Raw genomic sequence first — 26968 nt, forward strand, 5'->3', positions numbered from 1 at the left:
GCCAGTTCCTCAGCGGGCTTTGTTTTTGGGACATATGTTTATGAGACATAGCTAGTCCTCATGGGGCGTTTTCTGGGCAAGCCGGGAGCGCCCCGCTGATATGCAGGTTGGGTCGTTATGGGCGATTACAGGGGTTGTTCAGGAGGCGAGCTGGGGTGGGATTCCGCATTTTCTTTGTATTGAGTGGGGTGGGATTCCTTACTCATTTTGTAGCGAGTGTCGCGTGCTGCGATCTTGGCCGCCAGGTACGCTTCGACCTCGGCCACGACATAGTAAACGGCGGCTTGGCGGCTTTCGCCGTATTTGATCGGTTGTGGGAAGTCTGGGTCGTTTTGCTTGAGTTTTTCCCCGCCGGAACGAGAAACTCCCATCAATTTAAAGGTATCAGGTTGTGGAATCAGACCTTTGTCGATGAGCGATTGCGATAGCATTTTGGGTGTCTCCAAATGTGTATGAACACCCATACGTTAGGAGTCACAACGAGCACCTGCTCAAGCTTGTGTTCGCTTTTTTTTCTTGAGCCCTGCCTCACGCAAGATTCGCCGAACCGTGGTTGGGTGAAGTTTGGTCAGCTCGGCAATCTTTGCAGCGATGCCACGCTCTGACATTTTTGTTTTCAGTGTGTGGAACATTTTTATTACTTCGGCGTGATCCACCTCTTTTTTTTGTTTCCGCTGCTCCCCTGTCACACGTCCGCCTGATTTTCTTTGTTCGCGTTTCTGCTCCAGGAGCTGAGGGATCATCTTGTATTCATCCATCGGTAAGTTTTCGAGCTTCCTTTCTGCGTCCAAGCACTCTTGATAATCGGCATAAAGACTGGCCCCTATATGCCCAATTAACTTGCCAAGGGGTAGAAACGGCTGAGTGATTTGTTGAAACGACTGAGCGAGTCGCTGGGAAAGCTCGTTGAGCGCCTGCTGTTTTTTGTCTTCTTTCATGGGTCGGCGTGCCTCCATATGACGCCCTATAGAGTAGGTCAGCAGGTGGGGGTACGCCTTCGAAAGTGAGTTAGCCGCGCAGGATCGACACCACGTTGTCGCCTTCGGCCTCCGGGTGGGCAAAGTCGTATGGGGTAATGTGCTGTTTCCGATTGGCGTCCAGGTAGTCGGCCCACCACTGCATCATAAGCCGGCGCTCCTCCATGTGTTCAGCCAGGTGGGTATAGGCGCCTCGCGTTTTGTTGCGCTCTAGGTGGCTCATTTGATGTTCTACCGCGTCTTCGCCCCACAGCCTGGATACCGTCAGGGCGGAGCAGGCCATGGCACGGAAGCCGTGGCCGCACAATTCCGTCTTGGTGTCGTACCCCATCAGGCTGAGGGCCTTGTTCACAGTGTTCTCCGACATCGGCTTCCAGTAGTAGTGGTCGCCGGCAAACACCAGGTCAAGGTGTCCGGTCATCTGCTGTATTTGCTTAAGCATGGCGACGGCCTGTCGGCTCAGCGGCACCACGTGGGCTGTGGCCATCTTGGCGCCTCGATGGGAGTATTTCACGCCCTCGATGGGTGCCCGCTTGCCGGGGATCGTCCATACACCCCGTTTCAGATCGATTTCAGGCCAGCGGGCAAAGCGCAGTTCACTGGAGCGGATAAACAGCAGCAGTGACAGGTGAACCGCCAGACGAGTGAGTGGACGCCCTTTGTAGACTTCGAGGCGCCCCAGCAGGTCGGGGATTTGATCGAAGGGCAGTGCAGGGCGGCGCTTGGTTTTTCCCGTGGCGGTCGTGCCCACTAGGTCGCGGGCTGGGTTGCTGTCGATATGGCCGTGTTGAACGGCATAGCGCATGATGCCGTCTTGGTACTGGCGCAGGCGATTGGCCAGATCCAGGGCGTCGAGCTTTTCCACGGCCTTGAGCGGTGCGACCAGGTCGCGGACTTTCAGATCGGAGACGGGGCGGGCTCCAAGGCTGGGGAAGAGGTGGGTTTCCAGTCGGCGCAGGACGCTATGCGCGTACCCCTCCGACCACTTGCGGGCGTTCGTAGCGTGCCACTGAAGCGCCAGCGCCTTGAAGGTGTGATTGCGGGCATTGGACACCTCGACCTTGGCTTGCTTGGCGTGCTCGATGGGGTCTTGCCGGTGGGCCAGCAGCTCAAGGGCATCCGCTCGACGTTCACGAGCGGCCTTCAGGCCTAGCGCAGGATAGTTTCCAAACGTAGCCAGCCCCTCGCGGCCATCAGGACGGATGAACTTGAACCGCCAGGTTTTCACTCCAGAGGGTTTTACTAGCAGGAACAGGCCTTGGCCGTCGAATAGCTTGTAATCCTTGTCGCGGGGCTTGGCTGCCTCGCACTTGGAATCGGAAAGGGGGGTGACGGTGCGCGCCATAGGGGTATGCCTCCAAATCGAACCGGCGTACCCCTTCACGTACCCTTAAACAGTGAAGGTATCCGGGTGCATAAATATACACCCAGAAACGACAAACCCCGCACTAGGCGGGGCTTGCGGCTGCTTTTTGGTCATGTGTGAACATGTAAAAGCATGAAAATTGCTCCACGACCTGGACTCGAACCAGGGACCCAGTGATTAACAGTCACTTGCTCTACCAACTGAGCTATCGCGGAATGGCGTCTATGTTACTGATTCAAAAAGAGAAGTCAAGCGCGTGTTGGCAAAATCGGGATGGATGGCGGTTTATCGGTGATTGGCGGTTACCGGATTCGCTTGCGGAGGCTAACATGGCTGCCCGGAAGTGGTAACACGCGCTACCGGCCATTCGCCGAAAAGGTACGCGCCATGACTTGCTTGACCCCGACAACACCTCGCAACAACGAGGTGTTCGCATGAGCATTGCTCAAATCAGTCTGCCCAAAGGTGTCGGCCCTCATGCCGAAAAGCTGTTCGACGCCATTACACAGGCCAGCAACGCCGAGGAGTTGAACCGTGCAGGCGGCAAGGCCGAGGGCTTTGTCCTGGGCCTGGAAAGCACCAAAGCGATCAAGAGCCAGGTCGCCGAGTCGCTGTACGTTGCCTTTGACGACGCAGCCAGCCAGCGTGCGATCGAACTGGCTTAACCGCCGAAGGTAATTGTGCCGAGCATCAGCTTGGCGTAAAGCGCCGTGGCACCCAGTTGTACCAGCCACAGGGCCAGGCCGCCAAGAAAGACACCGGCAGCGACTTGCATGACCAGGTTGTTGCCGCGTTTGGCGGGCGCGCGGGGGCTGAAGCGATCCAGGTCATCCAGGTCATCGCGGTCGGCGCGAAGGTCATCGTTTTTCATATCGTTCTCGCAAGAATTCCAGGGTCTACACAAAACCCGTGGGAGCCGGCTTGCTGGCGAACAGGCCAGAATGTTCGACATTGGTGTCGGCCGGCCGCCATCGCCAGCAAGCCGGCTCCTACAAGGTTTTGTGTGCAGTCTAAGGGCTTGGGCCGGGAATTGAGCGATCAACAAGACAAATAAAAAACGGGAAGCCCATAGGCCTCCCGTTTTTTGTCTCACGGTGCGGTTCAGATCACCTGAACGATAGCATCCGTAACCGCCTTGATGTTGCTCTGGTTCAGCGCAGCCACGCAGATGCGGCCGGTGTCCAGGGCATAGATGCCGAACTCGTTGCGCAGACGATGAACCTGCTCAACGCTCAGGCCGGAGTACGAGAACATGCCGCGCTGACGACCAACGAAGCTGAAATCGCGATGCGGCGCGTTTTTCGCCAGGGTGTCGACCATCTGGATGCGCATGCCGCGAATGCGCAGGCGCATTTCGGCCAGTTCGGCTTCCCATTGAGCACGCAGTTCCGGGCTGTTCAGTACTGCAGCGACGATGCTTGCACCGTGGGTCGGCGGGTTGGAGTAGTTGGTGCGGATCACGCGTTTGACTTGCGACAGCACGCGCGCGCTTTCTTCTTTCGATTCGCTGACGATCGACAGTGCGCCAACGCGTTCGCCGTACAGCGAGAACGATTTGGAGAACGAGCTGGAAACGAAGAAGGTCAGGCCCGATTCAGCAAACAGGCGCACGGCGGCGGCGTCTTCGTCGATGCCGTCGCCAAAGCCCTGGTAGGCCATGTCGAGGAACGGCACGTGGCCTTTGGCTTTCACCACGTCCAGCACGTTGTTCCAGTCCGCCGGGCTCAGGTCTACACCGGTCGGGTTGTGGCAGCAGGCGTGCAGCACAACGATCGAGCCGTTTGGCAGTGCGTTCAAGTCTTCCAGCAGGCCGGCACGGTTTACGTCGTGGGTGGCGGCGTCGTAATAGCGATAGTTCTGCACCGGGAAACCCGCGGTTTCGAACAGGGCGCGGTGGTTTTCCCAGCTCGGGTCGCTGATCGCAACGACGGCGTTCGGCAGCAGTTGCTTGAGGAAGTCCGCACCGATTTTCAGGGCGCCAGTACCGCCAACGGCCTGGGTGGTGATCACGCGGCCAGCGGCGATCAGCGGCGAGTCATTGCCGAACAACAGTTTCTGCACGGCCTGGTCGTAGGCGGCGATACCGTCGATTGGCAAGTAGCCACGGGAAGCGTGTTGAGCAACGCGAATGGTTTCGGCTTCGACAACGGCGCGCAGGAGTGGAATTCGCCCCTCCTCGTTGCAGTAAACACCGACCCCCAGGTTGACCTTGTTGGTACGGGTATCGGCGTTGAATGCTTCGTTGAGGCCCAGGATTGGATCGCGTGGTGCCATTTCGACAGCGGAGAACAGGCTCATTATTGCGGCGGCTCTGAATGGAAAATGGAGGGACGTGTCGCGCTCCAGCCGAATGCACTAGAGCGGTGCACAAACGGGGAGCTAGTATAGAGGCCATCGGCGATTGATGGCGACAGGCGAATCGGCTTTTACGTTAAGTTTTTCCGATTATTTTTCGACCGTTAGTCGATTGTGGTCGTCAAAGTCTTTACGCGTTGTAGGACGTTTGCCTTGAAAGCTCCGGCAATCGGCACCACATTGAGCGCAATCCAGTTTTTTCCTCGGGCGACAATGGTCGTTTGCGGTCTTTCTCGTTCGTGTCGGTTTGCCGGCAAGAGTGATCCAGAGGTATTTCATGTCTGAATTCCAGCTAGTCACCCGTTTCGAGCCCGCCGGCGATCAGCCGGAAGCCATTCGCCTGATGGTCGAGGGCATCGAAGCCGGGCTGGCGCACCAGACGCTGCTCGGTGTGACCGGCTCGGGCAAGACCTTCAGCATCGCCAACGTGATTGCCCAAGTGCAGCGTCCGACCCTGGTGCTGGCACCAAACAAGACCCTGGCGGCGCAGTTGTACGGGGAATTCAAGGCCTTCTTTCCGAACAACGCCGTGGAGTATTTCGTCTCCTATTACGACTACTATCAGCCTGAAGCCTATGTGCCGTCCTCGGATACCTTCATCGAGAAAGATGCCTCGATCAACGATCACATCGAGCAGATGCGCCTTTCCGCGACCAAGGCATTGCTGGAACGCAAAGACGCGATCATCGTCACCACGGTCTCGTGCATCTATGGTCTGGGCAGTCCGGAAACCTATCTGAAAATGGTGTTGCACGTGGATCGCGGCGATCGGCTCGATCAGCGTGAATTGCTGCGGCGCCTGGCGGATCTGCAATACACCCGCAACGACATGGAATTCGCCCGTGCCACCTTCCGCGTGCGCGGCGATGTGATTGATATCCACCCGGCTGAATCTGATTTCGAAGCGATCCGTATCGAGCTGTTCGACGACGAGGTGGAAAGTCTGTCGGCGTTCGATCCATTGACCGGCGAAGTCATCCGCAAGCTGCCGCGCTTCACCTTCTACCCGAAAAGCCACTACGTAACACCACGGGAAACCCTGATGGGTGCCGTAGAAGGGATCAAGGAGGAATTGAAGGAGCGCCTGGAGTACCTGCGTTCCAACAACAAACTGGTCGAGGCACAGCGCCTTGAGCAGCGCACCCGATTCGATCTGGAGATGATCCTCGAACTGGGCTACTGCAACGGCATCGAAAACTATTCGCGCTACCTGTCCGGCCGCGAAGCCGGCGCGCCGCCGCCAACCCTTTACGATTACCTTCCGGCCGATGCTTTGCTGGTAATCGACGAATCTCACGTCAGCGTGCCGCAGGTCGGCGCGATGTACAAAGGCGACCGATCGCGCAAGGAAACCCTTGTGGAATACGGCTTCCGCCTGCCGTCGGCGCTGGACAACCGGCCGATGCGCTTTGATGAGTGGGAAAGCATCAGCCCGCAGACGATTTTCGTCTCGGCGACGCCAGGCAACTATGAAGCCGAACACGCAGGCCGTGTCATTGACATGGTGGTGCGTCCGACCGGGCTGGTGGACCCGCAAATCGAGATTCGCCCGGCACTGACCCAGGTCGACGACTTGTTGTCGGAAATCAGCAAGCGTGTGGCGGTCGAAGAGCGGGTGCTGGTCACCACGCTGACTAAGCGCATGGCCGAGGACTTGACCGATTACCTGGCCGATCACGGTGTGCGAGTACGCTATCTGCACTCGGATATCGACACCGTGGAGCGGGTCGAAATCATCCGCGATTTGCGTCTTGGCACCTTCGATGTGCTGGTCGGTATCAACCTTCTGCGCGAAGGCCTGGACATGCCGGAAGTCTCGCTGGTGGCTATCCTCGATGCGGACAAGGAAGGCTTCCTGCGGTCCGAGCGTTCGTTGATCCAGACCATTGGCCGGGCAGCGCGTAACCTCAATGGTCGGGCGATCCTGTATGCCGACCGCATTACCGGTTCCATGGAGCGCGCGATCGGCGAAACCGAGCGCCGTCGCGACAAGCAGATCGCCTTCAACCTGGCAAACGGCATTACGCCCAAAGGTGTGTTCAAGGACGTTGCCGACATCATGGAAGGTGCCACCGTACCGGGTTCGCGCAGCAAGAAGCGCAAGGGCATGGCCAAGGCCGCCGAGGAAAACGCCAAATACGAAGCCGAACTGCGCTCGCCGGGCGAGATCGCCAAGCGCATCAAAGCCCTGGAAGAGAAGATGTATCAGCTTGCTCGGGATCTGGAGTTCGAAGCGGCGGCGCAGATGCGCGACGAGATTGCCAAGTTGCGCGAGCGGTTGATTACCGTTTGATTTGCAGTGCCTGATCCGGCCTCATCGCGGGCAAGCCCGCGATGAGGCCAGTCAGGGCGGTACAAAAACCAGTTAGTGCGCCTCGCCAGCCTTCAACCCCTCCGGCAATTTCCTGGTCAGCAACACCGCAACCATGCTGATCCCCAGCACGATCCCGACAAAATGAAACGCGTCGTTGTAGGCCATGATCGACGCCTGCTGATGGGCGATCTCACTGAGCTTGCCCAGTGCCGCGGTTTCATTGCCCAATCGATCACTCAGCGAAGCGATGCGCTCGGCGACCTGCGGATTGCTCGGCACCAGGGCTTCGCGCAAGTAATCAAAGTAAACCTTGGTCCGTTCATCCAGCAGCGTGGCGAGGAGGGCGATGCCGATGGCGCCGCCGAGGTTGCGCAGGATGTTGAACAGGCTCGACGCCGATCCCGCGTCCTGCGGAAGAATGTACGCCGTAGCGATCAACGAAATGGTGACCATGATCAGCGGCTGGCCGAGGGCGCGGATGATCTGGATCTGATTGAACTGCGGTCCGGCAAAGTCCGGGTTCAGCACGCCCGAGGAAAAACTAGCCAGTCCGAACAACCCGAAGCCCAGCGTGCACAGCCATTTGGGCGAGACGTACTTCATCAGCTTCGGCACCAGCGGAATCAGAAACAGCTGCGGCACGCCCATCCACATGATCACTTCGCCGATCTGCAAGGCGTTGTAGTTCTGGATCTGCGCCAGATACAGCGGCAGTAAATAGATCGAGCCGTACAATCCGACTCCCATCCCGATGCTGGAAATGCTCGATAAGCCAAAGTTGCGATTGCGCAGGATGCCGAGGTTGATCAGCGGATTGGGTCTGGAAGTCTGCACGATGACGAAAGTGATCAGGCTGATCAGCGCGATGCTGCCCAGGGCCACGATCAGGTTCGATTCCAGCCAGTCCTTGCGATGACCTTCTTCCAGAAACACCTGCAAACAGCCGAGCCCCACGCCGAGGGTGAGAATGCCGGCGTAGTCGGTGCTTTTGAGCAGTTCCCAGTGCGCTTCTTTCTTCTCCAGGCTGTACATCAGGCCGGCGATCATGAGCAGGCCGGGTGGAACGTTGATATAGAAGATGTATTCCCAGCCCCAGTTTTCCGTCAGCCAACCGCCAAGAGTCGGGCCGATGGAGGGCGCGAAGGTCGCCGTCATGGCAAACATGGCCATGCCTTTGGCGCGGTGATGCTCCGGGAGTTTGATCAGGGTCAGGGTGAAGGCCAGCGGGATCAGTGCGCCGCCGGTAAAACCCTGCAAGGCGCGAAACACGATCATGCTTTCCAGGCTCCACGCCATGGAGCAGAGCAGGGAAGCGACCAGAAACCCGAAGGACACCCACACCGCCAGGCGCCGCGCAGACAACAGCTGCACCAGCCACGCGGTCAACGGAATCATGACGATCTCGGCCACCAGGTACGAGGTGGAAATCCACGAGCCTTCTTCCAGGGTCGCCGACAACGCACCCTGAATGTCCTTGAGCGACGAGTTGGTGATCTGGATGTCCAGCACCGCCATGAAGGCGCCGAGCATCACGCTCATCACCGCAATCCAGTCCCGCCGGCTCGGTTCTCCGACCGGGCGGATCAGTTGATCACCGGCCATCGTCAGGGGCGTCTTTGATGCTCACTTTTGCGCTGACGTCTTGCGGGGCGTCCTTGATGTTCACCTTGGCGGTGACCGACATGCCCGGACGAATCTTGCCGCGCAGCGGATTGTCCGCAGCGAAGGTCAGTTTGACCGGAATCCGTTGTACAACTTTGGTGAAGTTGCCCGTGGCATTGTCCGGCGGCAACAGGCTGAACTGCGCGCCGGAAGCGGCAAACAGGCTGTCGACCCGGGCTTCGATAGGCGTATCGCCATAGGCGTCGAAAGTCAGCTCGGCTTTCTGGCCAGGCTGCATGTGGCCGATCTGGGTTTCCTTGAAGTTGGCCTGAATCCAGATGTCTTCGTCCGGCACGATCGACAACAGATAGGCGCCGGCCTGCACGACTTGCCCGTTGCGCGCGGCACGCTGGCCGATCAGGCCGCCGATGGGGGCGTGGATTTCACTGCGGGTCAGGTTCAGTTCGGCTTGGGCCAGGTCGGTTTTGGCATTGGCGATCTGCGCGTCGAGGCGTTTGATCTCGGCGTTCAGCGCGTTGACTTGCTGGCGCTGGCTTTGTGCGTCGGCCTGGGCCTTGGCCACTTGCGAGCGGGCAATGTGATTGTCGGCAGAAAGGCTGGTCACCCGTTCTTCAGAGATGTAGCCGGGTTTGCGCAAGGTTTCGGCGCGAGTCAGGTCGATTTGCGAGCGTCCCAGGCTTGCCTGGCTTGACGCGACTTGTGCTTCGCTGGCGGCAATCAGGCTGGCTTGCTGAGTCAGCTTGCTCTGGGCTTGCAGACGTTCGGCCTGGCGGGTGGCGAGGGCTGCGTTGGCGCGGTCGACGGCGAGTCGGAAGTCATCACCTTCGAGCCTGATCAGCAGTTGGCCTTTCTCGACATGCTGGTTGTCCTGCACCAGCACCACATCGATGCGCGCGCCCAACTGGCTGGACACACGGGTGATTTCACCCTGGACGTAGGCGTTATCGGTGCTTTCATAAAAGCGACCGTTGAGAAACCAGTGAGCAAACAGCCCCCCGGCAATCAACAGGACAATCAGCAGGAAGGTAAACAGGCGGCGCTGGAGTTGGGCAGGCATGGGGCAAACTGTAGTCGATAAATTGTAAGAGAAGTTAACAGCTCGCAAATCTGTCATATAGCCGATAAGCGGTAAATGCCATTCACTGATGTTCGGCCATTCAGCGCTCCATACCGGCCTTCCAGTCGCAACCTTGGCTTAAATGCCCTGTTCACTGGAGCCGGGCGGGTGTCGCCTGTTACCATTCGCGCCTTGTTTGAAATTCGCTTTTTATTCTTTTCGAGACATGCCATGACCACCGTCCGCACTCGCATCGCGCCATCGCCTACCGGGGATCCCCACGTAGGTACCGCTTACATCGCATTGTTCAATTACTGCTTTGCCAAGCAGCATGGCGGTGAGTTCATCCTGCGGATCGAAGACACCGACCAGTTGCGTTCGACCCGCGAGTCCGAACAACAGATCTTCGACGCCCTGCGCTGGCTCGGTATCGACTGGAGCGAAGGCCCGGACGTCGGCGGCCCGCACGGGCCTTATCGTCAAAGCGAACGCGGCGATATTTATCAGAAGTACTGCCAGCAACTGGTCGACATGGGACATGCCTTCCCGTGCTTCTGCACCGCCGAAGAACTGGACCAGATGCGCGCCGAGCAAATGGCTCGCGGTGAAACCCCGCGTTACGACGGCCGGGCGCTGTTGTTATCCAAAGAAGAAGTCGATCGTCGCCTGGCAGCAGGCGAACCGCACGTGATCCGCATGAAGGTGCCGAGCGAAGGCGTCTGCGTGGTGCCCGACATGCTGCGTGGCGACGTTGAAATCCCGTGGGACCGCATGGACATGCAGGTCCTGATGAAGACCGACGGCCTGCCGACGTACTTCCTGGCCAACGTGGTCGACGACCACCTGATGGGCATTACCCACGTATTGCGTGGCGAAGAGTGGCTGCCATCGGCACCGAAGCTGATCCTGCTCTACGAATACTTCGGCTGGGAACAGCCGGAGCTGTGTTACATGCCGCTGCTGCGTAACCCGGACAAGAGCAAGCTGTCAAAACGCAAGAACCCGACCTCGGTGACCTTCTACGAGCGCATGGGCTTCATGCCGGAAGCGATGCTCAACTACCTGGGGCGCATGGGTTGGTCGATGCCGGACGAGCGCGAGAAGTTCTCGCTGCAGGAAATGGTCGATAACTTCGATCTGAAGCGAGTCTCCCTCGGCGGGCCGATCTTCGACATCGAGAAACTGTCGTGGCTCAACGGCCAATGGCTGCGTGACCTGCCGGTTGAAGAGTTCGCCGCGCGCGTGCAGAAGTGGGCGCTCAATCCTGAATACATGATGAAGATCGCGCCACACGTGCAGGGTCGGGTTGAAACCTTCAGCCAGGTTGCCCCGTTGGCCTGCTTCTTCTTTGCCGGTGGTGTAAACCCGGATGCCAAGCTGTTCGAATCCAAGAAGCTCTCGGGCGATCAGGTTCGTCAGTTGATGCAGTTGATCCTGTGGAAACTTGAAAGCCTGCGTCAGTGGGAGAAGGACAGCATCACTGCGACTATCCAGGCCGTGGTCGAATCCCTGGAGCTGAAGCTGCGTGACGCGATGCCGCTGATGTTCGCTGCGATCACCGGTCAGGCCAGCTCGGTGTCGGTGCTCGATGCGATGGAAATCCTTGGGCCGGACCTGACCCGTTTCCGTCTGCGCCAGGCCATTGACCTGCTGGGCGGCGTTTCGAAGAAAGAAAACAAGGAGTGGGAAAAGCTGTTGGGCTCTATCGCCTGATCCCACAGGGTTGACCTGTAGGAGCCGGCTTGCTGGCGAAGCGACCTTGCGGCCGCCATCGCTGGCAAGCCAGCTCCTACAGTTGGGGAAAACCCCTGATTTGTCGGGGGAGGGCGGTAAGTGATTGTTATGTCGGCAAAAAATTTTAGTTTTTTTGCAAAATAAGTTTGACAGGCTTTCGATACACCCTTAAGATTCGCCCCGTCCTCAGCGATGACATCAACGATGAGGGGCTATAGCTCAGCTGGGAGAGCGCTTGCATGGCATGCAAGAGGTCGACGGTTCGATCCCGTCTAGCTCCACCAATTTACACTTCGAGGTCTGGCCACACCGGCCTTGAAGCGATCAGCACTCAGCGTTGATCTGTTGTATAGAAGGGTTTGCGTCCCCTTCGTCTAGTGGCCTAGGACACCGCCCTTTCACGGCGGTAACAGGGGTTCGAGTCCCCTAGGGGACGCCAGTTTTACAGAAGTGATGTTGCAAGATGTCACTCCGCCGAGAGGCGAAAAATCCGGGGCTTTAGCTCAGCTGGGAGAGCGCCTGCATGGCATGCAGGAGGTCAGCGGTTCGATCCCGCTAAGCTCCACCAATTTTACAGTTCAAGGTCTGGCCACACCGGCCTTGAATCGATCAGCACTCAGCACTGATCAGTTGTATAGAAGGGTTTGTGTCCCCTTCGTCTAGTGGCCTAGGACACCGCCCTTTCACGGCGGTAACAGGGGTTCGAGTCCCCTAGGGGACGCCACGATTACCCGCTCTGCGGGATTTTATAAGGGTCATTCAATTATTGAATGGCCCTTTTGTTTGTCTGGCGTTTGGCCAAATCTCCCCTATCTCTTTCAAACTATTCTTCAGACCAGCGGTCACATCCACGACTTGCGGAAAATTATTATGAGAATAATATTCTAGTCGTAATATTCGGAGGCAACGATGAACGATAAAAAAGCTCAAACCCGCGAACGCATCCTCAAGGCCGCCAGCGCAGCGCTGATTCAGCGTGGCCCGGCCGAACCGAGCGTGGGCGAGGTGATGGGCGCGGCGGGCCTGACGGTCGGCGGTTTCTACGCGCACTTCGAAAGCAAGGACGCCATGATGCTGGAGGCCTTCAGGCAATTGCTCGGTCACCGACGTGACCTGATTGCCGACATGGATGCTGAACTGACCGGCGAAGAGCGTCGTGCGTTGGTGGCAGCGTTCTATCTGTCTCGCAAGCATCGCGACTCCTCCGAATCAGCCTGCCCGATTCCTGCATCAGTCGGTGAGCTTGGCCGACTGCCGGATGCCTTCCGTGAGGCTCTCAATGAGCACATGGAATTGATGGTCGCGCAGTTGGCGGCCAGCCCTGAAGAAACTGATAAAGCCTTGGCCGACATGGCCTTGATGGTGGGTGGTCTGGCTCTGGCGCGGGCGCTGGGGCCGGGAGAATTGTCCGATCGATTGCTGCGCGCCGCCAAATCGGCAGTGCGTTGACCTGAAGGCTGCGGCCTGGGGAGAATGCGATGAGCACGTTGAAGTGGGTTCGTGGCGTTAATGGTACCTTGGGCTGGTTTGCACCGAGGCTGGTCGCAAGCAAAATGCGCCTGGCCTACATGACACCGCGGGACCTGCCGCCGCGTGATTGGGAATTGCCACTGCTGGCCAGGTCCGAACGCATCACTTTGCGTTTCGGCCTGTCAGCACTGCGCTGGGGGCAGGGGCCTGCGGTGTTGCTGATGCATGGTTGGGAAGGGCGCCCGACGCAGTTCGCCAGCCTGATCACGGCGCTGGTCGATGCCGGTTATTCGGTCGTAGCGTTGGATGCTCCGGCTCACGGGCGCTCACCGGGCAGCGAAGCGAATGTGGTGCTGTTCGCCCGTGCCATGCTTGAAGCCGCCGCCGAACTGCCACCGCTGCAAGCGGTCATTGGTCATTCCATGGGGGGCGCCAGCGCAATGCTTGCGGTGCAATTGGGGCTGCGCACAGAGACACTGGTCACCATTTCCGCCCCGGCCCGCCTTCTTGGCGTTTTGCGCGGGTTCGCCCGCTATGTGGGTTTGCCCCCCAAGGCTCGTTCAGCCTTCATTCGTCAGGTCGAGAATGATGTCGGCATGCGCGCTGCGATGCTCGATGTCGCTCACTATCAACTCGACATGCCCGGCCTGATTGTCCATGCCGAGGATGATCACCTGGTCGCTGTTCAGGAATCGCAACTGATCCATGAGGCGTGGTTCGACAGTCGTCTGATGCGTCTGCAAGAGGGCGGGCATCAGCGCGTACTGGCCGATCCTCAGGTCATTGATGGGGTGTTATCACTGCTGGCCGGTCGCAGTCTGCAATCGCGCCAATCGGCCTGAGCATCCGTTACACTGCTCCAGTCGAAACTATCTGACCGGAGTGGGGCATGGGCTGGGATCGGGAAACGCCATTTATCATTGATCTGCAAGTGGGCGCCGAGGACATCGATGGGTTGGGCCATGCGAACAACGCGGTGTACGTGACCTGGCTCGAACGTTGTGCCTGGCGCCACTCCCAGCGGCTGGGGCTGGATCTGGTCGAGTACCGTCGACTGGACCGCGCCATGGCGGTGGTGCGACACGAGATCGATTACCTGGCTGCGGCCTACGAGGGAGACGAGTTGCAGTTGGCGACCTGGATCGTCGACTGGGATGAGCGCCTCAAGATGACCCGACACTTTCAGTTGGTTCGCCCGAGCGACAACACAACGCTGTTGCGCGCACAGACCACGTTCGTTTGCATCGAGTTGTCCACGGGCAGACCCAAGCGTATGCCGCCAGAATTCATTGAGGGTTATGGCCCGGCATTACAAGTCCCTGCCTGACACAATCCTTGTAGGAGCTGCCGAAGGCTGCGATCTTTTGATTTTGCTTTTTGAAGATCAAAAGATCGCAGCCTTCGGCAGCTCCTGCGGGGGGAAACCTGTAAACTGCCGCACGTTTTTCCTTGAGTGTGTTTTTCATGCAAATTGCTTTGGCGCCCATGGAGGGGTTGGTCGACGACATCCTGCGCGACGTGCTGACCCGGGTGGGTGGCATCGATTGGTGCGTGACCGAATTCATCCGGGTCAACGACCAGTTGCTCACGCCGGCCTATTTCCACAAGTTCGGCCCCGAGTTACTCAACGGCGCTCGAACCGCGTCTGGCGTGCCGCTGCGCGTTCAGTTGTTGGGTTCCGACCCGGTGTGCCTGGCGGAAAACGCGGCGTTGGCCTGCGAGCTGGGCTCCGAGGTGATCGACCTGAATTTCGGCTGTCCGGCCAAGACCGTCAACAAATCCCGTGGCGGCGCGGTGTTGCTCAAAGAGCCTGAGCTGCTCAACCAGATCGTCGAACACGTTCGTCGCGCCGTGCCCGCGCACATTCCCGTCACTGCCAAGATGCGCCTGGGCTTCGACAGCCCGGACGGTTCGTTGGTCTGTGCCACGGCTTTGGCCGAAGGTGGTGCCGAGCACATCGTGGTGCACGCGCGGACCAAGGTTGATGGTTATAAACCGCCCGCTCACTGGGAGTGGATTCCCCGGGTACAAGACGTGGTCAAGGTCCCGGTGTTCGCCAATGGTGATATCTGGAGCGTCGAGGACTGGCGCCGTTGCCGCGAAATCAGCGGCGTGGAAGACATCATGCTCGGCCGCGGTCTGGTTTCGCGCCCGGATCTCGCTCGACAGATTGCTGCTGCACGTGCCGGTGAGGAAGTGGTCGAGATGACCTGGAGCGAGCTGCTGCCGCTGATCCAGGACTTCTGGCTGCAAGCCAGGGCGCAGATGACAGCACGTCAATCTCCGGGCCGCCTGAAACAATGGTTGGCGATGCTGACCCGCAATTATCCCGAGGCGGCAGAGCTGTTTTCCGTCCTGCGACGTGAGACGGAGCTGGATCAGGTTTCGCGTCTGCTGGGTTTGCAGGTGGCCGAAGCGGCCTGAAAAAATCTTCAAAAAAACCTCTTGAAATGCAATCAACGGTCCTTATCTAAGGGTTACGCGATGCCGAATTCGGGTCGCGGAGATAAAAAACCTTGCTGATTGTTTTCAGGAGATTTGAACCATGAGTACTGCATTTTCCCTGGCACCACTGTTCCGTTCCTCGGTAGGTTTCGACCGTTTCAACGACCTGTTCGAAACCGCCCTGCGTAACGAGCCAGGCAGCACCTACCCACCCTATAACGTGGAAAAACACGGCGACGATCAATACCGCATCGTTGTAGCGGCCGCCGGCTTCCAGGAAGAAGATCTGGAGCTGCAGGTCGAGAAAGGTGTGCTGACCATCAGTGGTGGCAAGCGTGACGCCAACGAAGGCGTGACCTTCCTGCATCAAGGCATTGCCCAGCGTGCATTCAAGCTGTCCTTCCGTCTGGCGGACCATATCGAGATCAAGGCTGCCGGTCTGAACAACGGTCTGTTGAGCATCGACCTGCTGCGGGTAATTCCTGAAGAGGCGAAAGCCAAGCGCATCCCGATCAACGGGACGCAAAAGCCAGCTCTGCAACACTAAGCCAGAGCTAGAAAAGGGCGCCATCGGCGCCCTTTTTTTACCTTCTTGGTAGGAGCTGCCGAAGGCTGCGATCTTTTGATCTTCAAATTGCACAATCAAAAGATCGCAGCCTTCGGCAGCTCCTACGGGATCATTTCAGCAGTTTCTGAAACTCTTCCACCGGCAACGGCAGACTGTGCAGATACCCTTGATAGAAGTGACACTCCAGCCCCTGCAAGAACTCAAGCTGCTCCGCGGTTTCCACCCCTTCGGCAATCACTTTCAGGTCCAGGCTGCGGGCCATAGCGACGATAGCGCGAATGATTTCCGCGTCGTTCGGGTCGCTGGTCGCGTCGCGGATGAACGATTGATCGATTTTCAAGGTGTCGACCGGCAGGCGCTTGAGGTAGGTCAGCGACGAGTAACCCGTGCCGAAATCATCCATGGCGAAGCTCACGCCAAGTTTTTTCAGGCGACGCATTTTGCCGATGGTGTCTTCCAGGTTCTGGATGACGATGCCTTCGGTAATTTCCAGTTTCAGAATCGAGCAGGGCAATCCATGACTGCTGAGGCTGCTTTCGACGCGTTCGACAAAGTCGTTTTGACGGAACTGACGCGGGCTGATGTTTACGCACAAGCTGAACCGGTGCGGGTCAACCAGGCGTTTATCGACCAGCTTTTTAAAAGCATGGCAAGCTTCATTGAGAATCCAGTTGCCGACCTCCAGAATCAGCCCGCTGTCTTCCAGGACCTTGATGAACTCGTGGGGTGATTGCACGCCGAGTTGGGGGTGAGTCCAGCGCACCAGGGCCTCGGCACCGACGATGCGGTCGCCCCGGGCGTCGATCTGGGGTTGGTAGTGAACGCGAAACTCGCCCCGGGAAAGCGCCAGGCGCAAGTCGGTTTCCATGCGCAATCGCTCGCTCGCGGCCTTCTGCATGGTGTTGTGATACATCTGCGCGGTATTACGCCCCGAGTCTTTTGCGCGATAGAGCGCAATATCGGCACGCTTGAGCAGATCCGTTGGCGTCGAGCCGTGATCGGGAATCAGTGCAATGCCGATACTTGGCGTGACCTGCAGGCGCTGACCATCGAGAAACATCGGTTCGGAAAGCAGTTCGCGCAGGGTGTCGGCCAATTCGCACACCTGATCACTGACCTCGTTGCGCGAACCTTCGAGCCCACTGAGCAGCACCACGAATTCATCACCGCCCAGACGTGCGACGGTGTCCTCCATGCGCACGCTGGCCTCAAGGCGGGCGGTGATGATTTTCAGCACGGTATCGCCCACTGGATGGCCGAGGGAGTCATTGATGTGCTTGAAATGGTCGAGGTCGAGGAACATCAGTGCACCACGCAAATTGTGGCGTTTGAGCAGGGCGAGCTGTTGGCTCAGGCGATCCATCAGCAGCGCGCGGTTGGGCAGGTTGGTCAAGGGGTCATGGTAGGCCAGGTGACGAATTTGCGCTTCGGCGTTTTTCAACAGGCTGACGTCCCGTGCGGTCAGCAGCAGGCACGCGGTTTCGTTGAGGGTGATCGGCTCGACCGAGACCTCCACGGTCAGCAACTCGCCGCGCTTGTTGCGTCCGAGCATTTCCCGGTGATGAACCCGGCCCTTGGTATGCAGTTCAGCCAACAACGCTGAACGTTGTTTTTCTTCGGCCCAAATCCCGATTTCGTACACCGTACGACCCACCACCTCTTCGGCGAGGTAACCGGTCAGGCGCGAAAACCCGTCGTTGACCTCCAGGTAGCATCCAGTATCACGCTCGGTGATGGTGATGGCGTCGGGGCTTGAGTGGAATGCCTTGGCAAATTTCTCCTCACTGGCCTTGAGTGCGGCTTCCGAGCGCTGCTGCTGGGTGATATCGCGCAAGGTGGTGACGACGCACGGCTGTTCGCCGACGTTGATCTGTCGGCTGGAAATGACGCAGGTCAGGGACTGCCCGTCCTTGTGCATGACCTGTATCGCCACATTGTTCAGGCCTTGTTCGCGAATGACTTGTTCGATCCGGCGCAAACTTTTCGACGATGCATCCCACAGCCCGATTTCATCGGCGCTGCGACCGATTACGTCGGCGGTATTCCAGCCGAACGTCTGGGTGAAACTGGAATTGATCTCGATGAACTGGCCTGTGTCCTGTCCGGTGACGCAGATCGGGTCCGGACTGACTTGAAACAAGGTGGCGAATTTTTCTTCTGAAGCCACCACTTTCTGTTCGCGTTCAACCTGATCAGTGATGTCCAGCAGCGTGCCGGCCATGCGCAACGGTACGCCGTTTTCATCCCGATAAAGGCGGGCGCGGCTTTCCAGATAGCGTGAGGTGCCGTCCGGCAGTTGCACGCGGTAGGTCAATTGATAATTGCCGGCCGGACCTTCGCGCAAGCTGCGGTAAGCGTCGCGCATGGTGTCGCGTTCTTCATCGGGTACCCCTTCGAAAAACGCGTCAAAGGATTCATGGAAAGGTTTGGCATCCATCCCGTGCAGTTGAGCCGCGCGTGCCGAGCCGTAAAGCATGCCGCTGGGAATGTGCCAATCCCAGGTGCCGAGTTGCGCCGAGTCCAGGGCCAGGTCCAGACGCTCCTGGCTGTCCTTGAGGGCGTGTTCGGCAATTTTGCGTTCGGTGGTGTCGAGGAAGGTGCTGAGCAGGTACGGCTGGCCTTCAAGTTCGACCTTTTGAGCGCTGAGGATGCCGTCGTGGATCTGCCCGTTACTGGCCCGAAATTGCACCTCCATGCTGACCAGCTCGCCTTTGGCCTTGGTGGCCTTGACCAGTGCTGCCCGCTGTTCAGGCTGCACCCATAGGCCCAGCTCGAGCGTCGTGCGGCCAATCGCATCTTGTACCGGCCAGCCGAAGAGGCTTTCGAAATACTGGTTGGCTTCGGTGATCAGGCCATCTTCCTGGCGGGTCAACAGCACCATGTTCGGGCACAGGTGAAACAGCGTGGCGAAGCGTTTTTCCGAACTGCTCAACGCTTGCTCGCGCTGACGCTGGTGAGTGATCTCGCGGATCACGCCAATCATGCGTGGCCGGCCGTGCTTGTCCGGCAACAGGCTGCCGCTGACTTCCAGCCAGTGCAGGCTGCCATCGGGCCAGCGGATACGGTGGTGCATGGCCTGCTCCAGCGGCGCGCCACCGATCACGGCGTGGAAGGCGCGAATGGTTTTCGCCCGGTCTTCCGGGGGCAGCAGGTCGAGGTATTCCAGGTTGGCCGGCAACGGTTGCCGGGGATCGAAGCCGAACAACGCCTGCGTGCCTCGGGACCAGCTGATCTGCCCGCGCTCAATGTCCCAGTACCACGCACCCAGACGCGCGCCGTTAAGCGCGGCCAGCAATTGCGAGGCGCTTTCCCAACTCTGTTCCGAGTTTTTTGGATCAAGCGCCTGAATACGCGGCATGGGCGGAATACGGTCAACAGATTTCGGCATTGGCAAGCCTTGGGCTGAATGGGCGTTTGGCACAGGATTTCGCGGCTTTACAGGCGTAGCACAAATCAGCCTTGAATCCCTGGCAGATCGAGTTGAGCGTCCAGCAGGGCCATGAAGGCCCGTGCAGCATTCGACAGTGTCCTTTCCGTGTGCAGGATATAGCCTAGCTGGCGAGTGAGTTGTATGCCCGGCAAAGGTATCCGCGCCACCTGATCATCAAGCATGGTGCGCGGCAGAACGCTCCAGGCCAGGCCGATCGAGACCATCATTTTGATCGTTTCCAGGTAGTTGGTGCTCATGGCAATGTTTGGCGTCAGACCCTGGGCTTCAAACAGGCGCTGCACGATGTGATGGGTGAACGTGTTGCCGCCGGGGAACACGGCGGGATGCCGGGCAATGTCCGCCAGGCTGACCCTGCCGTTGGTGAGCAGCGAATGCTCCGGGGCAACCACGAAGTCCAGCGGATCGTCCCAGACTGGAGTGGCTTTGACCAATGCGTGCGGTTCGGGCGCCAAGGTGATGACAGCCAGTTCGGCGCGGCCATGGAGAATTTCTTCGTAGGCCACTTCCGAATCGAGAAACTGAATATCCAGCGCCACCTCGGGATAGCGCCGGGTGAACTCCCTTAATAAGGGAGGCAAACGGTGCAGGCCGATGTGGTGACTGGTGGCCAGGGTCAGACGACCGGTCACTTCGCCCGTGAGGTTGGTCAGGGCGCGGCGCGTATCATCAAGGACATTCAGGATCTGGTAAGCCCGTGGCAGCAGCGCGCGACCAGCTTCGGTCAGCCCGACCTCTCGGCCCAATCGATCGAACAGTCGCACCTTCAATTGCTGCTCCAGCCCGGCGATGCGTTTGCTGATAGCCGGTTGGGTCAGGTGCAAGCGTTCGCCCGCGCCGGAGAAACTTCCAGTCTCGGCGATAGCGATAAAGGCATTGAGATTGGCCAGGTCCATGGGTGTATTCCAGTTGGTTATCCAAAGCATAAAAAATATGAATTTGAGTTATTTAATGTAACCCCATAGGATCAGCCTCACAAGCCAAAGGGTTATTGAAAAAGTCAAAACCCGGGGCATAGAAACAAGCTGATGAGGAACCGTCTGATGGCCGGCAAAACGCTCTACGACAAGCTCTGGGATTCGCATTTGGTCAAGCAGCGCGACGATGGCTCTGCGCTGATCTATATCGATCGTCATATCATTCACGAAGTGACCTCGCCGCAAGCCTTCGAAGGCCTGCGCCTGGCCGGGCGCAAGCCATGGCGCATCGATGCCAACATCGCGACCCCGGACCACAACGTACCGACCACGCCGGAGCGCAAGGGCGGCATCGAAGCCATTGCCGACGAGGTCTCGCGTTTGCAGGTCCAGACTCTCGACGACAACTGCGATGAGTACGGCATCGTCGAATTCAAGATGAACGATGTCCGCCAAGGCATCGTCCACGTCATCGGCCCTGAGCAGGGCGCGACCTTGCCGGGCATGACCGTGGTCTGTGGCGACTCCCATACCTCGACCCACGGCGCATTTGGTGCTCTGGCTCACGGTATCGGCACTTCCGAGGTTGAGCACGTGCTCGCCACCCAGTGCCTGGTTGCCAAGAAAATGAAAAACATGCTGGTGTCCGTCGAAGGCCAATTGCCGTTCGGTGTGACTGCCAAGGACATCGTCCTCGCGGTAATCGGCAAGATCGGCACGGCTGGCGGTAACGGCCACGCCATCGAATTCGCCGGTAGTGCGATCCGCGATTTGTCCGTTGAAGGCCGCATGACCATCTGCAACATGTCCATCGAGGCCGGCGCTCGCGTAGGTCTGGTGGCGGCTGACGAAAAAACCGTGGCTTACGTCAAGGGCCGCCCTTTCGCTCCGAAGGGTGCGGAATGGGAATTGGCTGTCCAGGCGTGGAAAGACCTGGTGTCCGACGCCGATGCAGTGTTCGACACCGTCGTTGAACTTGACGCGACCCAGATCAAGCCGCAAGTCAGCTGGGGCACTTCGCCTGAGATGGTGTTGGCGGTGGACCAGAACGTACCGGATCCTGCCAAGGAAATGGATCTGGTCAAGCGCGATTCCATCGTCCGTGCCTTGAAATACATGGGTTTGACCGCCAATCAGGCGATCACCGACATTCAGTTGGACCGCGTGTTCATTGGTTCCTGCACCAACTCGCGGATCGAAGATTTGCGCGCTGCTGCGGTGATCGCCAAGGGCCGAAAAGTGGCCTCGACCATCAAGCAGGCGATCGTGGTGCCGGGTTCGGGTCTGGTGAAAGCGCAGGCTGAATCGGAAGGCCTGGACAAGATTTTCCTCGAAGCCGGTTTCGAATGGCGCGAGCCGGGTTGCTCGATGTGCCTGGCGATGAACCCGGACCGTTTGGAGTCCGGCGAGCATTGCGCCTCGACCTCCAACCGTAACTTCGAAGGCCGTCAGGGCGCCGGTGGCCGTACGCACCTCGTTAGCCCGGCCATGGCCGCGGCCGCCGCTGTGAACGGTCGTTTCATCGACGTCCGTGAATTGATCTAAAGGAGCGCAGCATGAAAGCTTTTACCCAGCACACTGGACTTGTCGCGCCTTTGGATCGTGCCAACGTCGACACTGACCAGATCATCCCGAAGCAATTCTTGAAGTCAATCAAGCGCACAGGTTTTGGCCCGAACCTGTTCGATGAATGGCGCTACCTGGATGTGGGCCAGCCTTACCAGGACAACTCCAAGCGTCCGCTGAACAAGGACTTCGTCCTCAACGCCGAGCGTTATCAAGGCGCCAGCGTCTTGTTGGCCCGTGAGAACTTCGGTTGCGGCTCCAGTCGTGAGCACGCGCCGTGGGCGCTGGAAGAGTACGGTTTCCGCAGCATCATTGCGCCGAGCTACGCCGACATCTTCTTCAACAACAGCTTCAAGAACGGCTTGTTGCCGATCATTTTGAGCGATGCCGAAGTCGATGAGCTGTTCCAGCAGGTCGAGGCCAATCCGGGCTATCAGTTGCAGGTCGATCTGCAAGCCCAGACCGTGACCCGTCCGGATGGCAAGGTGTTGAACTTCGAAATCGATGCGTTCCGCAAGCATTGCCTGCTCAACGGCCTCGACGATATCGGCCTGACCTTGCAGGACGGCGATGCGATTGCGACGTTTGAGGCCAAGCATCGTGCGAGCCAGCCTTGGTTGTTTCGCGACGCGTGATTGATCCGATATTGATGTAGTCAGGACCGGCCGATGAGGCCCGAATGAACACCCCAAGACTCACCCCAAAAAGGAAGTCCCCATGACCAGCACCGCCCAGCACAGCCAGGTAGTCCAAAAGCAATTCGGCGAACAGGCTTCGGCCTACCTGAGCAGCGCCGTCCACGCTCAAGGTGCCGAGTTCGCGTTGCTACAGGCTGAGCTGGCGGGGCAGGGTGATGCCAGGGTTCTGGACCTGGGGTGTGGCGCCGGCCATGTGAGTTTTCACGTAGCCTCATTGGTGAAAGAAGTGGTGGCCTATGACCTGTCGCAGCAGATGCTCGACGTGGTGACGGCCGCGGCTGTCGACCGGGGCTTGAGCAACGTGACCACGGTCAATGGTGCCGCTGAGCGCCTGCCGTTCGCCGATGGTGAATTCGATTTCGTCTTCAGCCGTTATTCGGCGCACCATTGGAGCGATCTCGGCCTGGCACTGCGCGAAGTGCGTCGGGTCTTGAAACCGGGTGGCGTTGCTGCGTTCGTGGATGTGTTGTCACCGGGTAGCCCGTTGTTCGACACTTACCTGCAGAGCGTCGAAGTGCTTCGCGATACCAGCCATGTGCGCGATTATTCCGCCGGCGAATGGTTGCGCCAGGTCAGCGAGGCAGGGTTGCACACCCGCAGCACCACCCGTCAGCGTCTTCGCCTGGAGTACAACAGCTGGGTCGAGCGCATGCGCACGCCTGAAGTGATGCGCGCGGCGATCCGCGAGTTGCAGCAGTCGATGGGCAATGAAGTGCGCGAATATTTCGAGATTGAGGCCGATGGTTCGTTCAGTACCGATGTATTGGTGCTGTTTGTAGAAAGATAGGCACCGATCGATAGAATTTTTCCGGGTGCGTCCATGGGCGCACCGACTGATGACATGAGGAAAGCATGAGCAAGCAGATTCTGATTCTCCCAGGTGACGGTATTGGCCCGGAAATCATGGCCGAAGCGGTCAAAGTGCTGGAGCTGGCCAGCGACAAGTTCGCCCTGGGCTTCGAGCTGAGCCACGACGTGATCGGTGGCGCTGCCATCGACAAGCACGGCGTGCCGCTGGCCGACGAGACCCTGGAACGTGCCCGTGCGGCCGATGCAGTGCTGTTGGGTGCCGTTGGCGGCCCGAAATGGGACACCATTGAGCGTGACATCCGTCCTGAGCGCGGTTTGTTGAAGATTCGTGCACAACTGGGCTTGTTCGGCAACCTGCGCCCGGCGATCCTTTACCCGCAACTGGCCGAAGCTTCCAGTCTGAAGCCGGAAATCGTTGCTGGCCTGGACATCCTGATCGTTCGCGAGTTGACCGGCGGCATTTACTTCGGCGCGCCACGCGGCACCCGCACCCTGGAAAACGGCGAGCGTCAGTCCTATGACACGCTGCCGTACAGCGAAAGCGAAATCCGCCGCATCGCCCGTGTCGGTTTCGACATGGCCATGGTCCGTGGCAAAAAGCTCTGCTCGGTGGACAAAGCCAACGTGTTGGCCTCCAGTCAACTGTGGCGTGAAATTGTCGAGGAAGTGGCCAAGGATTACCCTGAAGTCGAACTGAGCCACATGTACGTCGACAACGCCGCCATGCAGCTGGTGCGCGCACCGAAGCAGTTCGACGTGATCGTTACCGACAACATGTTCGGCGACATCCTGTCCGACCAGGCCTCGATGCTCACCGGTTCCATCGGCATGCTGCCGTCGGCGTCCCTGGACACCAACAACAAGGGCATGTACGAGCCGTGCCACGGTTCGGCGCCGGACATCGCGGGCAAAGGCATCGCCAACCCGCTGGCGACCATTTTGTCGGTGTCGATGATGCTGCGTTACAGCTTCAACCAGCAGTCTGCAGCCGATGCCATCGAGAAAGCCGTCAGCCTGGTGCTGGATCAGGGCTTGCGCACCGGTGACATCTGGTCGGCCGGTTGCACTAAAGTCGGTACGCAGGAAATGGGTGACGCAGTAGTCGCCGCGCTGCGGAATCTGTAATCTCTCGGGCCCGCTGCCAAATTCAAGACAAAGCAGCGGCCCACATTTCAAGAAGGTGTAGTTGCGATGAAACGTGTAGGTCTGATCGGTTGGCGCGGTATGGTCGGTTCCGTGCTCATGCAGCGGATGCTGGAAGAGCAGGATTTCGATCTTATCGAGCCGGTGTTTTTCACCACTTCCAATGTCGGTGGCCAAGGCCCGTCCGTGGGTAAGGACATTGCTCCACTCAAAGACGCTTACAGCATTGAAGAGCTGAAAACCCTCGATGTGATTCTGACCTGCCAGGGTGGCGACTACACCAGCGAAGTCTTCCCGAAACTGCGTGAAGCCGGCTGGCAGGGTTACTGGATCGACGCCGCTTCCAGCCTGCGCATGCAGGATGACGCGGTGATCGTTCTGGATCCGGTGAACCGCAAGGTCATCGACCAGCAACTGGACGCGGGCACCAAGAACTACATCGGCGGCAACTGCACCGTCAGCCTGATGCTGATGGGGCTGGGCGGTCTGTTCGAGGCCGGTCTGGTGGAGTGGATGAGCGCCATGACTTATCAGGCTGCCTCCGGTGCCGGCGCGCAGAACATGCGTGAACTGATCAAGCAAATGGGCGCAACCCACGCCGCTGTCGCCGATCAACTGGCTGATCCGGCCAGCGCGATCCTCGACATCGACCGTCGCGTAGCCGAAGCCATGCGCAGCGATGCGTACCCAACCGAAAACTTCGGTGTACCGCTGGCCGGTAGCCTGATCCCTTGGATCGACAAGGAGCTGCCGAACGGTCAGAGCCGCGAAGAGTGGAAGGCCCAGGCCGAGACCAACAAGATTCTCGGTCGCTTCAAGAGCCCGATTCCGGTGGATGGCATCTGCGTGCGTATCGGCGCCATGCGCTGCCACAGCCAGGCGCTGACCATCAAGCTGAACAAAGATGTACCGATGGCCGATATCGAAGGCTTGATCAGCCAGCACAACCCTTGGGTCAAGCTGGTACCTAACAACCGTGAAACCAGTATTCAGGAGCTGAGCCCGAACAAGGTCACTGGCACCCTGAACATTCCGGTTGGCCGTCTGCGCAAGCTGAACATGGGCTCGCAATTCCTCGGCGCGTTCACCGTCGGCGATCAGCTGTTGTGGGGCGCGGCCGAACCGCTGCGCCGCATGCTGCGGATTCTGCTTGAGCGTTGATCGATTGAAGCAATGAAAGAACCCGTGCCTCTTGAAAGGGGTGCGGGTTTTTTTATGGGAGTTGTGTCGCCAGTCAGGCCGCCATCGCCAGCAAGCTGGCTCCTACAATGATGAGCTTACTCACACCTGTAGGAGCCGGCTTGCTGGCGATGGCGATCTCATCGGCGCCGCATAACCCCCTGCGGAAATTGCCTGTGTGGCACCCACCCGGTAAAGTGCCGCTCCCCCCGTTTCGCCAGAGGTAAAACCCATGAGCCAGACCATTGATATTGCCGTGATCGGCGCCACCGGTACTGTCGGCGAAACACTCGTGCAGATTCTTGAAGAGCGCGATTTTCCGATCGGTAACCTGCACCTGCTGGCCAGCAGCGAATCCGCCGGCAGTTCGGTGCCTTTTCGCGGCAAGAATGTCCGAGTGCGCGAAGTCGATGAGTTCGATTTCGGCAAAGTGCAATTGGTGTTTTTTGCCGCGGGCCCGGCGGTAACGCTGAGTTTCGTTTCGCGCGCCAGTGCTGCCGGTTGTTCAGTGATTGACCTGTCCGGTGCCTTGCCACCCGATCAGGCGCCGCAAGTGGTCCCGGAAGCGAATTGGCAAATGCTCGCCGGACTGAAAAAACCGTTCCAGGTCAGCAGCCCGAGTCCGTCGGCGACCACTTTGGCGGTGGTCCTCGCGCCGTTGCTGGGATTGCTCGACTTGCAACGCATCAATTTGACCGCCAGCCTGGCGGTGTCTGCCCAAGGCCGCGAAGCGGTCAGCGAGCTGGCGCGGCAAACCGCCGAACTGCTCAATGTGCGCCCGCTGGAGCCGAAGTTCTTCGATCGGCAGATGGCGTTCAATCTGCTGGCACAAGTCGGCAAGCCGGATGAGCAGGGGCATACGCTGCTGGAAAAGCGGCTGGTACGTGAACTTCGCCAGGTCATTAACCTGCCCGCGTTGAAGATTTCTGTCACTTGCATTCAAGCCCCGGTGTTTTTTGGCGATAGCTTTAACGTGACCCTGCAGTCGGCCAGCGATATCGACCTGGCGAAAGTAAACGCAGCCCTGGAAGACGCACCGGGTATCGAGTTGGTGGAAGCCGGTGATTATCCCACCCCGGTGGGCGATGCGGTGGGCCAGGATGTGGTCTACGTTGGTCGGGTTCGCCTGGGTATCGACGACCTGTCGGAACTTAATTTGTGGCTGACGTCAGATAACGTACGCAAAGGTGCCGCGCTCAACGCTGTGCAACTGGCTGAGTTGTTGATAAAAGACCTGCTGTAAAAGATACTTTGCAACAAATTGTCGAATGAATCCGGGCGAGCCTATGCTTGCCCGA

Annotated in this window: 23 protein-coding genes and 5 tRNA genes; 18 read left to right on the forward strand and 10 right to left on the reverse strand. The window is 58.7% G+C overall.

Going from position 1 to position 26968, the window contains the following annotated elements:
- Positions 1-125: 125 nt before the first annotated feature.
- The 4 genes from QMK58_RS10480 to QMK58_RS10495 all read right to left on the reverse strand — a co-directional run bounded on the left by QMK58_RS10480 (position 126) and on the right by QMK58_RS10495 (position 2558).
- A complete protein-coding gene (locus QMK58_RS10480) occupies positions 126-431 on the reverse strand; it encodes a transcriptional regulator (protein WP_320396248.1) in 306 nt (101 codons plus the stop codon).
- Between the two features lie 60 nt (positions 432-491).
- Positions 492-938 (reverse strand): hypothetical protein, encoded by a 447-nt coding sequence (locus tag QMK58_RS10485; protein WP_320396249.1) that lies wholly within the window; start codon positions 936-938, stop codon positions 492-494.
- Positions 939-1008: 70 nt separating this feature from the next.
- On the reverse strand, positions 1009-2322 hold the full coding sequence (locus QMK58_RS10490; protein WP_034150898.1) for a tyrosine-type recombinase/integrase: 1314 nt from the start codon (positions 2320-2322) through the stop codon (positions 1009-1011).
- A 163-nt stretch (positions 2323-2485) separates the two neighbouring features.
- Positions 2486-2558 (reverse strand) — tRNA-Asn (locus QMK58_RS10495).
- 219 nt (positions 2559-2777) lie between these two features.
- Between QMK58_RS10495 and QMK58_RS10500 the strand changes: the two genes are divergently transcribed.
- Entirely contained in the window at positions 2778-3008 is a 231-nt protein-coding gene (locus QMK58_RS10500; RefSeq protein WP_053157835.1) for a hypothetical protein, read from the forward strand.
- On the opposite strand, the gene QMK58_RS10505 is transcribed toward QMK58_RS10500, so the two are convergent.
- Entirely contained in the window at positions 3005-3214 is a 210-nt protein-coding gene (locus QMK58_RS10505) for a hypothetical protein (protein ID WP_053157838.1), read from the reverse strand. The two genes, QMK58_RS10500 and QMK58_RS10505, sit on opposite strands and share 4 nt — an antisense overlap.
- A gap of 230 nt (positions 3215-3444) precedes the next feature.
- Positions 3445-4641, reverse strand: coding sequence for an amino acid aminotransferase (locus tag QMK58_RS10510; RefSeq protein ID WP_053157841.1), 1197 nt, complete (start codon positions 4639-4641; stop codon positions 3445-3447).
- A 334-nt stretch (positions 4642-4975) separates the two neighbouring features.
- Here QMK58_RS10510 and uvrB point away from each other — a divergent pair, with 334 nt between their 5' ends.
- The gene (uvrB, locus tag QMK58_RS10515; protein WP_053157844.1) at positions 4976-6991 is read left to right on the forward strand and encodes an excinuclease ABC subunit UvrB; all 2016 of its coding nucleotides are present in this window, start codon (positions 4976-4978) and stop codon (positions 6989-6991) included.
- Positions 6992-7063: 72 nt separating this feature from the next.
- Here the strand turns inward: uvrB and QMK58_RS10520 are convergent, their stop codons facing one another.
- Both QMK58_RS10520 and QMK58_RS10525 read right to left on the reverse strand, forming a co-directional pair.
- Positions 7064-8554, reverse strand: coding sequence for an MDR family MFS transporter (locus QMK58_RS10520; RefSeq protein WP_320396524.1), 1491 nt, complete (start codon positions 8552-8554; stop codon positions 7064-7066).
- Positions 8555-8603: 49 nt separating this feature from the next.
- Positions 8604-9692, reverse strand: a complete 1089-nt coding sequence (locus QMK58_RS10525; protein ID WP_320396250.1) for an HlyD family secretion protein — start codon at positions 9690-9692, stop codon at positions 8604-8606.
- A gap of 231 nt (positions 9693-9923) precedes the next feature.
- Between QMK58_RS10525 and gltX the strand changes: the two genes are divergently transcribed.
- From gltX to QMK58_RS10575, 10 genes are all read left to right on the forward strand, one after another.
- Complete coding sequence (gene gltX, locus QMK58_RS10530; protein ID WP_053157853.1) at positions 9924-11405, forward strand: glutamate--tRNA ligase; 1482 nt, start codon at positions 9924-9926, stop codon at positions 11403-11405.
- A 229-nt stretch (positions 11406-11634) separates the two neighbouring features.
- Positions 11635-11710, forward strand: a tRNA-Ala gene (locus QMK58_RS10535).
- 79 nt (positions 11711-11789) lie between these two features.
- A tRNA-Glu gene (locus QMK58_RS10540) sits at positions 11790-11865 on the forward strand.
- A 53-nt stretch (positions 11866-11918) separates the two neighbouring features.
- A tRNA-Ala gene (locus tag QMK58_RS10545) sits at positions 11919-11994 on the forward strand.
- A gap of 80 nt (positions 11995-12074) precedes the next feature.
- Positions 12075-12150 (forward strand) — tRNA-Glu (locus QMK58_RS10550).
- Between the two features lie 185 nt (positions 12151-12335).
- Positions 12336-12875: a TetR/AcrR family transcriptional regulator gene (locus QMK58_RS10555; RefSeq protein ID WP_053157856.1), complete on the forward strand. Its 540-nt coding sequence runs from the start codon at positions 12336-12338 to the stop codon at positions 12873-12875.
- 29 nt (positions 12876-12904) lie between these two features.
- Positions 12905-13738, forward strand: a complete 834-nt coding sequence (locus QMK58_RS10560) for an alpha/beta fold hydrolase (RefSeq protein ID WP_053157859.1) — start codon at positions 12905-12907, stop codon at positions 13736-13738.
- 47 nt (positions 13739-13785) lie between these two features.
- A complete protein-coding gene (locus QMK58_RS10565; protein WP_053157862.1) occupies positions 13786-14223 on the forward strand; it encodes an acyl-CoA thioesterase in 438 nt (145 codons plus the stop codon).
- Positions 14224-14360: 137 nt separating this feature from the next.
- Positions 14361-15320 carry a tRNA dihydrouridine synthase gene (locus QMK58_RS10570; RefSeq protein ID WP_053157865.1) on the forward strand — a complete coding sequence of 320 codons (960 nt, stop codon included), beginning with the start codon at positions 14361-14363 and terminating at the stop codon, positions 15318-15320.
- A gap of 121 nt (positions 15321-15441) precedes the next feature.
- The gene (locus QMK58_RS10575; protein WP_053157868.1) at positions 15442-15888 is read left to right on the forward strand and encodes an Hsp20 family protein; all 447 of its coding nucleotides are present in this window, start codon (positions 15442-15444) and stop codon (positions 15886-15888) included.
- A 130-nt stretch (positions 15889-16018) separates the two neighbouring features.
- Here the strand turns inward: QMK58_RS10575 and QMK58_RS10580 are convergent, their stop codons facing one another.
- Positions 16019-19297, reverse strand: a complete 3279-nt coding sequence (locus QMK58_RS10580; RefSeq protein ID WP_053157871.1) for a PAS domain S-box protein — start codon at positions 19295-19297, stop codon at positions 16019-16021.
- 65 nt (positions 19298-19362) lie between these two features.
- Positions 19363-20253 (reverse strand): LysR family transcriptional regulator, encoded by an 891-nt coding sequence (locus tag QMK58_RS10585; protein ID WP_053157872.1) that lies wholly within the window; start codon positions 20251-20253, stop codon positions 19363-19365.
- 147 nt (positions 20254-20400) lie between these two features.
- Here QMK58_RS10585 and leuC point away from each other — a divergent pair, with 147 nt between their 5' ends.
- The 6 genes from leuC to QMK58_RS10615 all read left to right on the forward strand — a co-directional run bounded on the left by leuC (position 20401) and on the right by QMK58_RS10615 (position 26913).
- Positions 20401-21819 (forward strand): 3-isopropylmalate dehydratase large subunit, encoded by a 1419-nt coding sequence (gene leuC, locus QMK58_RS10590; protein ID WP_053157876.1) that lies wholly within the window; start codon positions 20401-20403, stop codon positions 21817-21819.
- An 11-nt stretch (positions 21820-21830) separates the two neighbouring features.
- Positions 21831-22475: a 3-isopropylmalate dehydratase small subunit gene (gene leuD, locus QMK58_RS10595; RefSeq protein ID WP_053157879.1), complete on the forward strand. Its 645-nt coding sequence runs from the start codon at positions 21831-21833 to the stop codon at positions 22473-22475.
- Between the two features lie 82 nt (positions 22476-22557).
- Positions 22558-23325, forward strand: a complete 768-nt coding sequence (locus QMK58_RS10600; RefSeq protein WP_320396251.1) for a class I SAM-dependent methyltransferase — start codon at positions 22558-22560, stop codon at positions 23323-23325.
- A 65-nt stretch (positions 23326-23390) separates the two neighbouring features.
- Positions 23391-24473: a 3-isopropylmalate dehydrogenase gene (leuB, locus tag QMK58_RS10605; protein ID WP_053157884.1), complete on the forward strand. Its 1083-nt coding sequence runs from the start codon at positions 23391-23393 to the stop codon at positions 24471-24473.
- Positions 24474-24539: 66 nt separating this feature from the next.
- Positions 24540-25652 (forward strand): aspartate-semialdehyde dehydrogenase, encoded by a 1113-nt coding sequence (gene asd / locus QMK58_RS10610; protein ID WP_053157887.1) that lies wholly within the window; start codon positions 24540-24542, stop codon positions 25650-25652.
- Positions 25653-25902: 250 nt separating this feature from the next.
- Positions 25903-26913: an aspartate-semialdehyde dehydrogenase gene (locus QMK58_RS10615; RefSeq protein ID WP_320396252.1), complete on the forward strand. Its 1011-nt coding sequence runs from the start codon at positions 25903-25905 to the stop codon at positions 26911-26913.
- Positions 26914-26968 lie beyond the last annotated feature (55 nt).

This window comes from Pseudomonas sp. P8_241, from assembly GCF_034008315.1.
In the GTDB taxonomy this organism is placed as follows: Bacteria; Pseudomonadota; Gammaproteobacteria; order Pseudomonadales; family Pseudomonadaceae; genus Aquipseudomonas.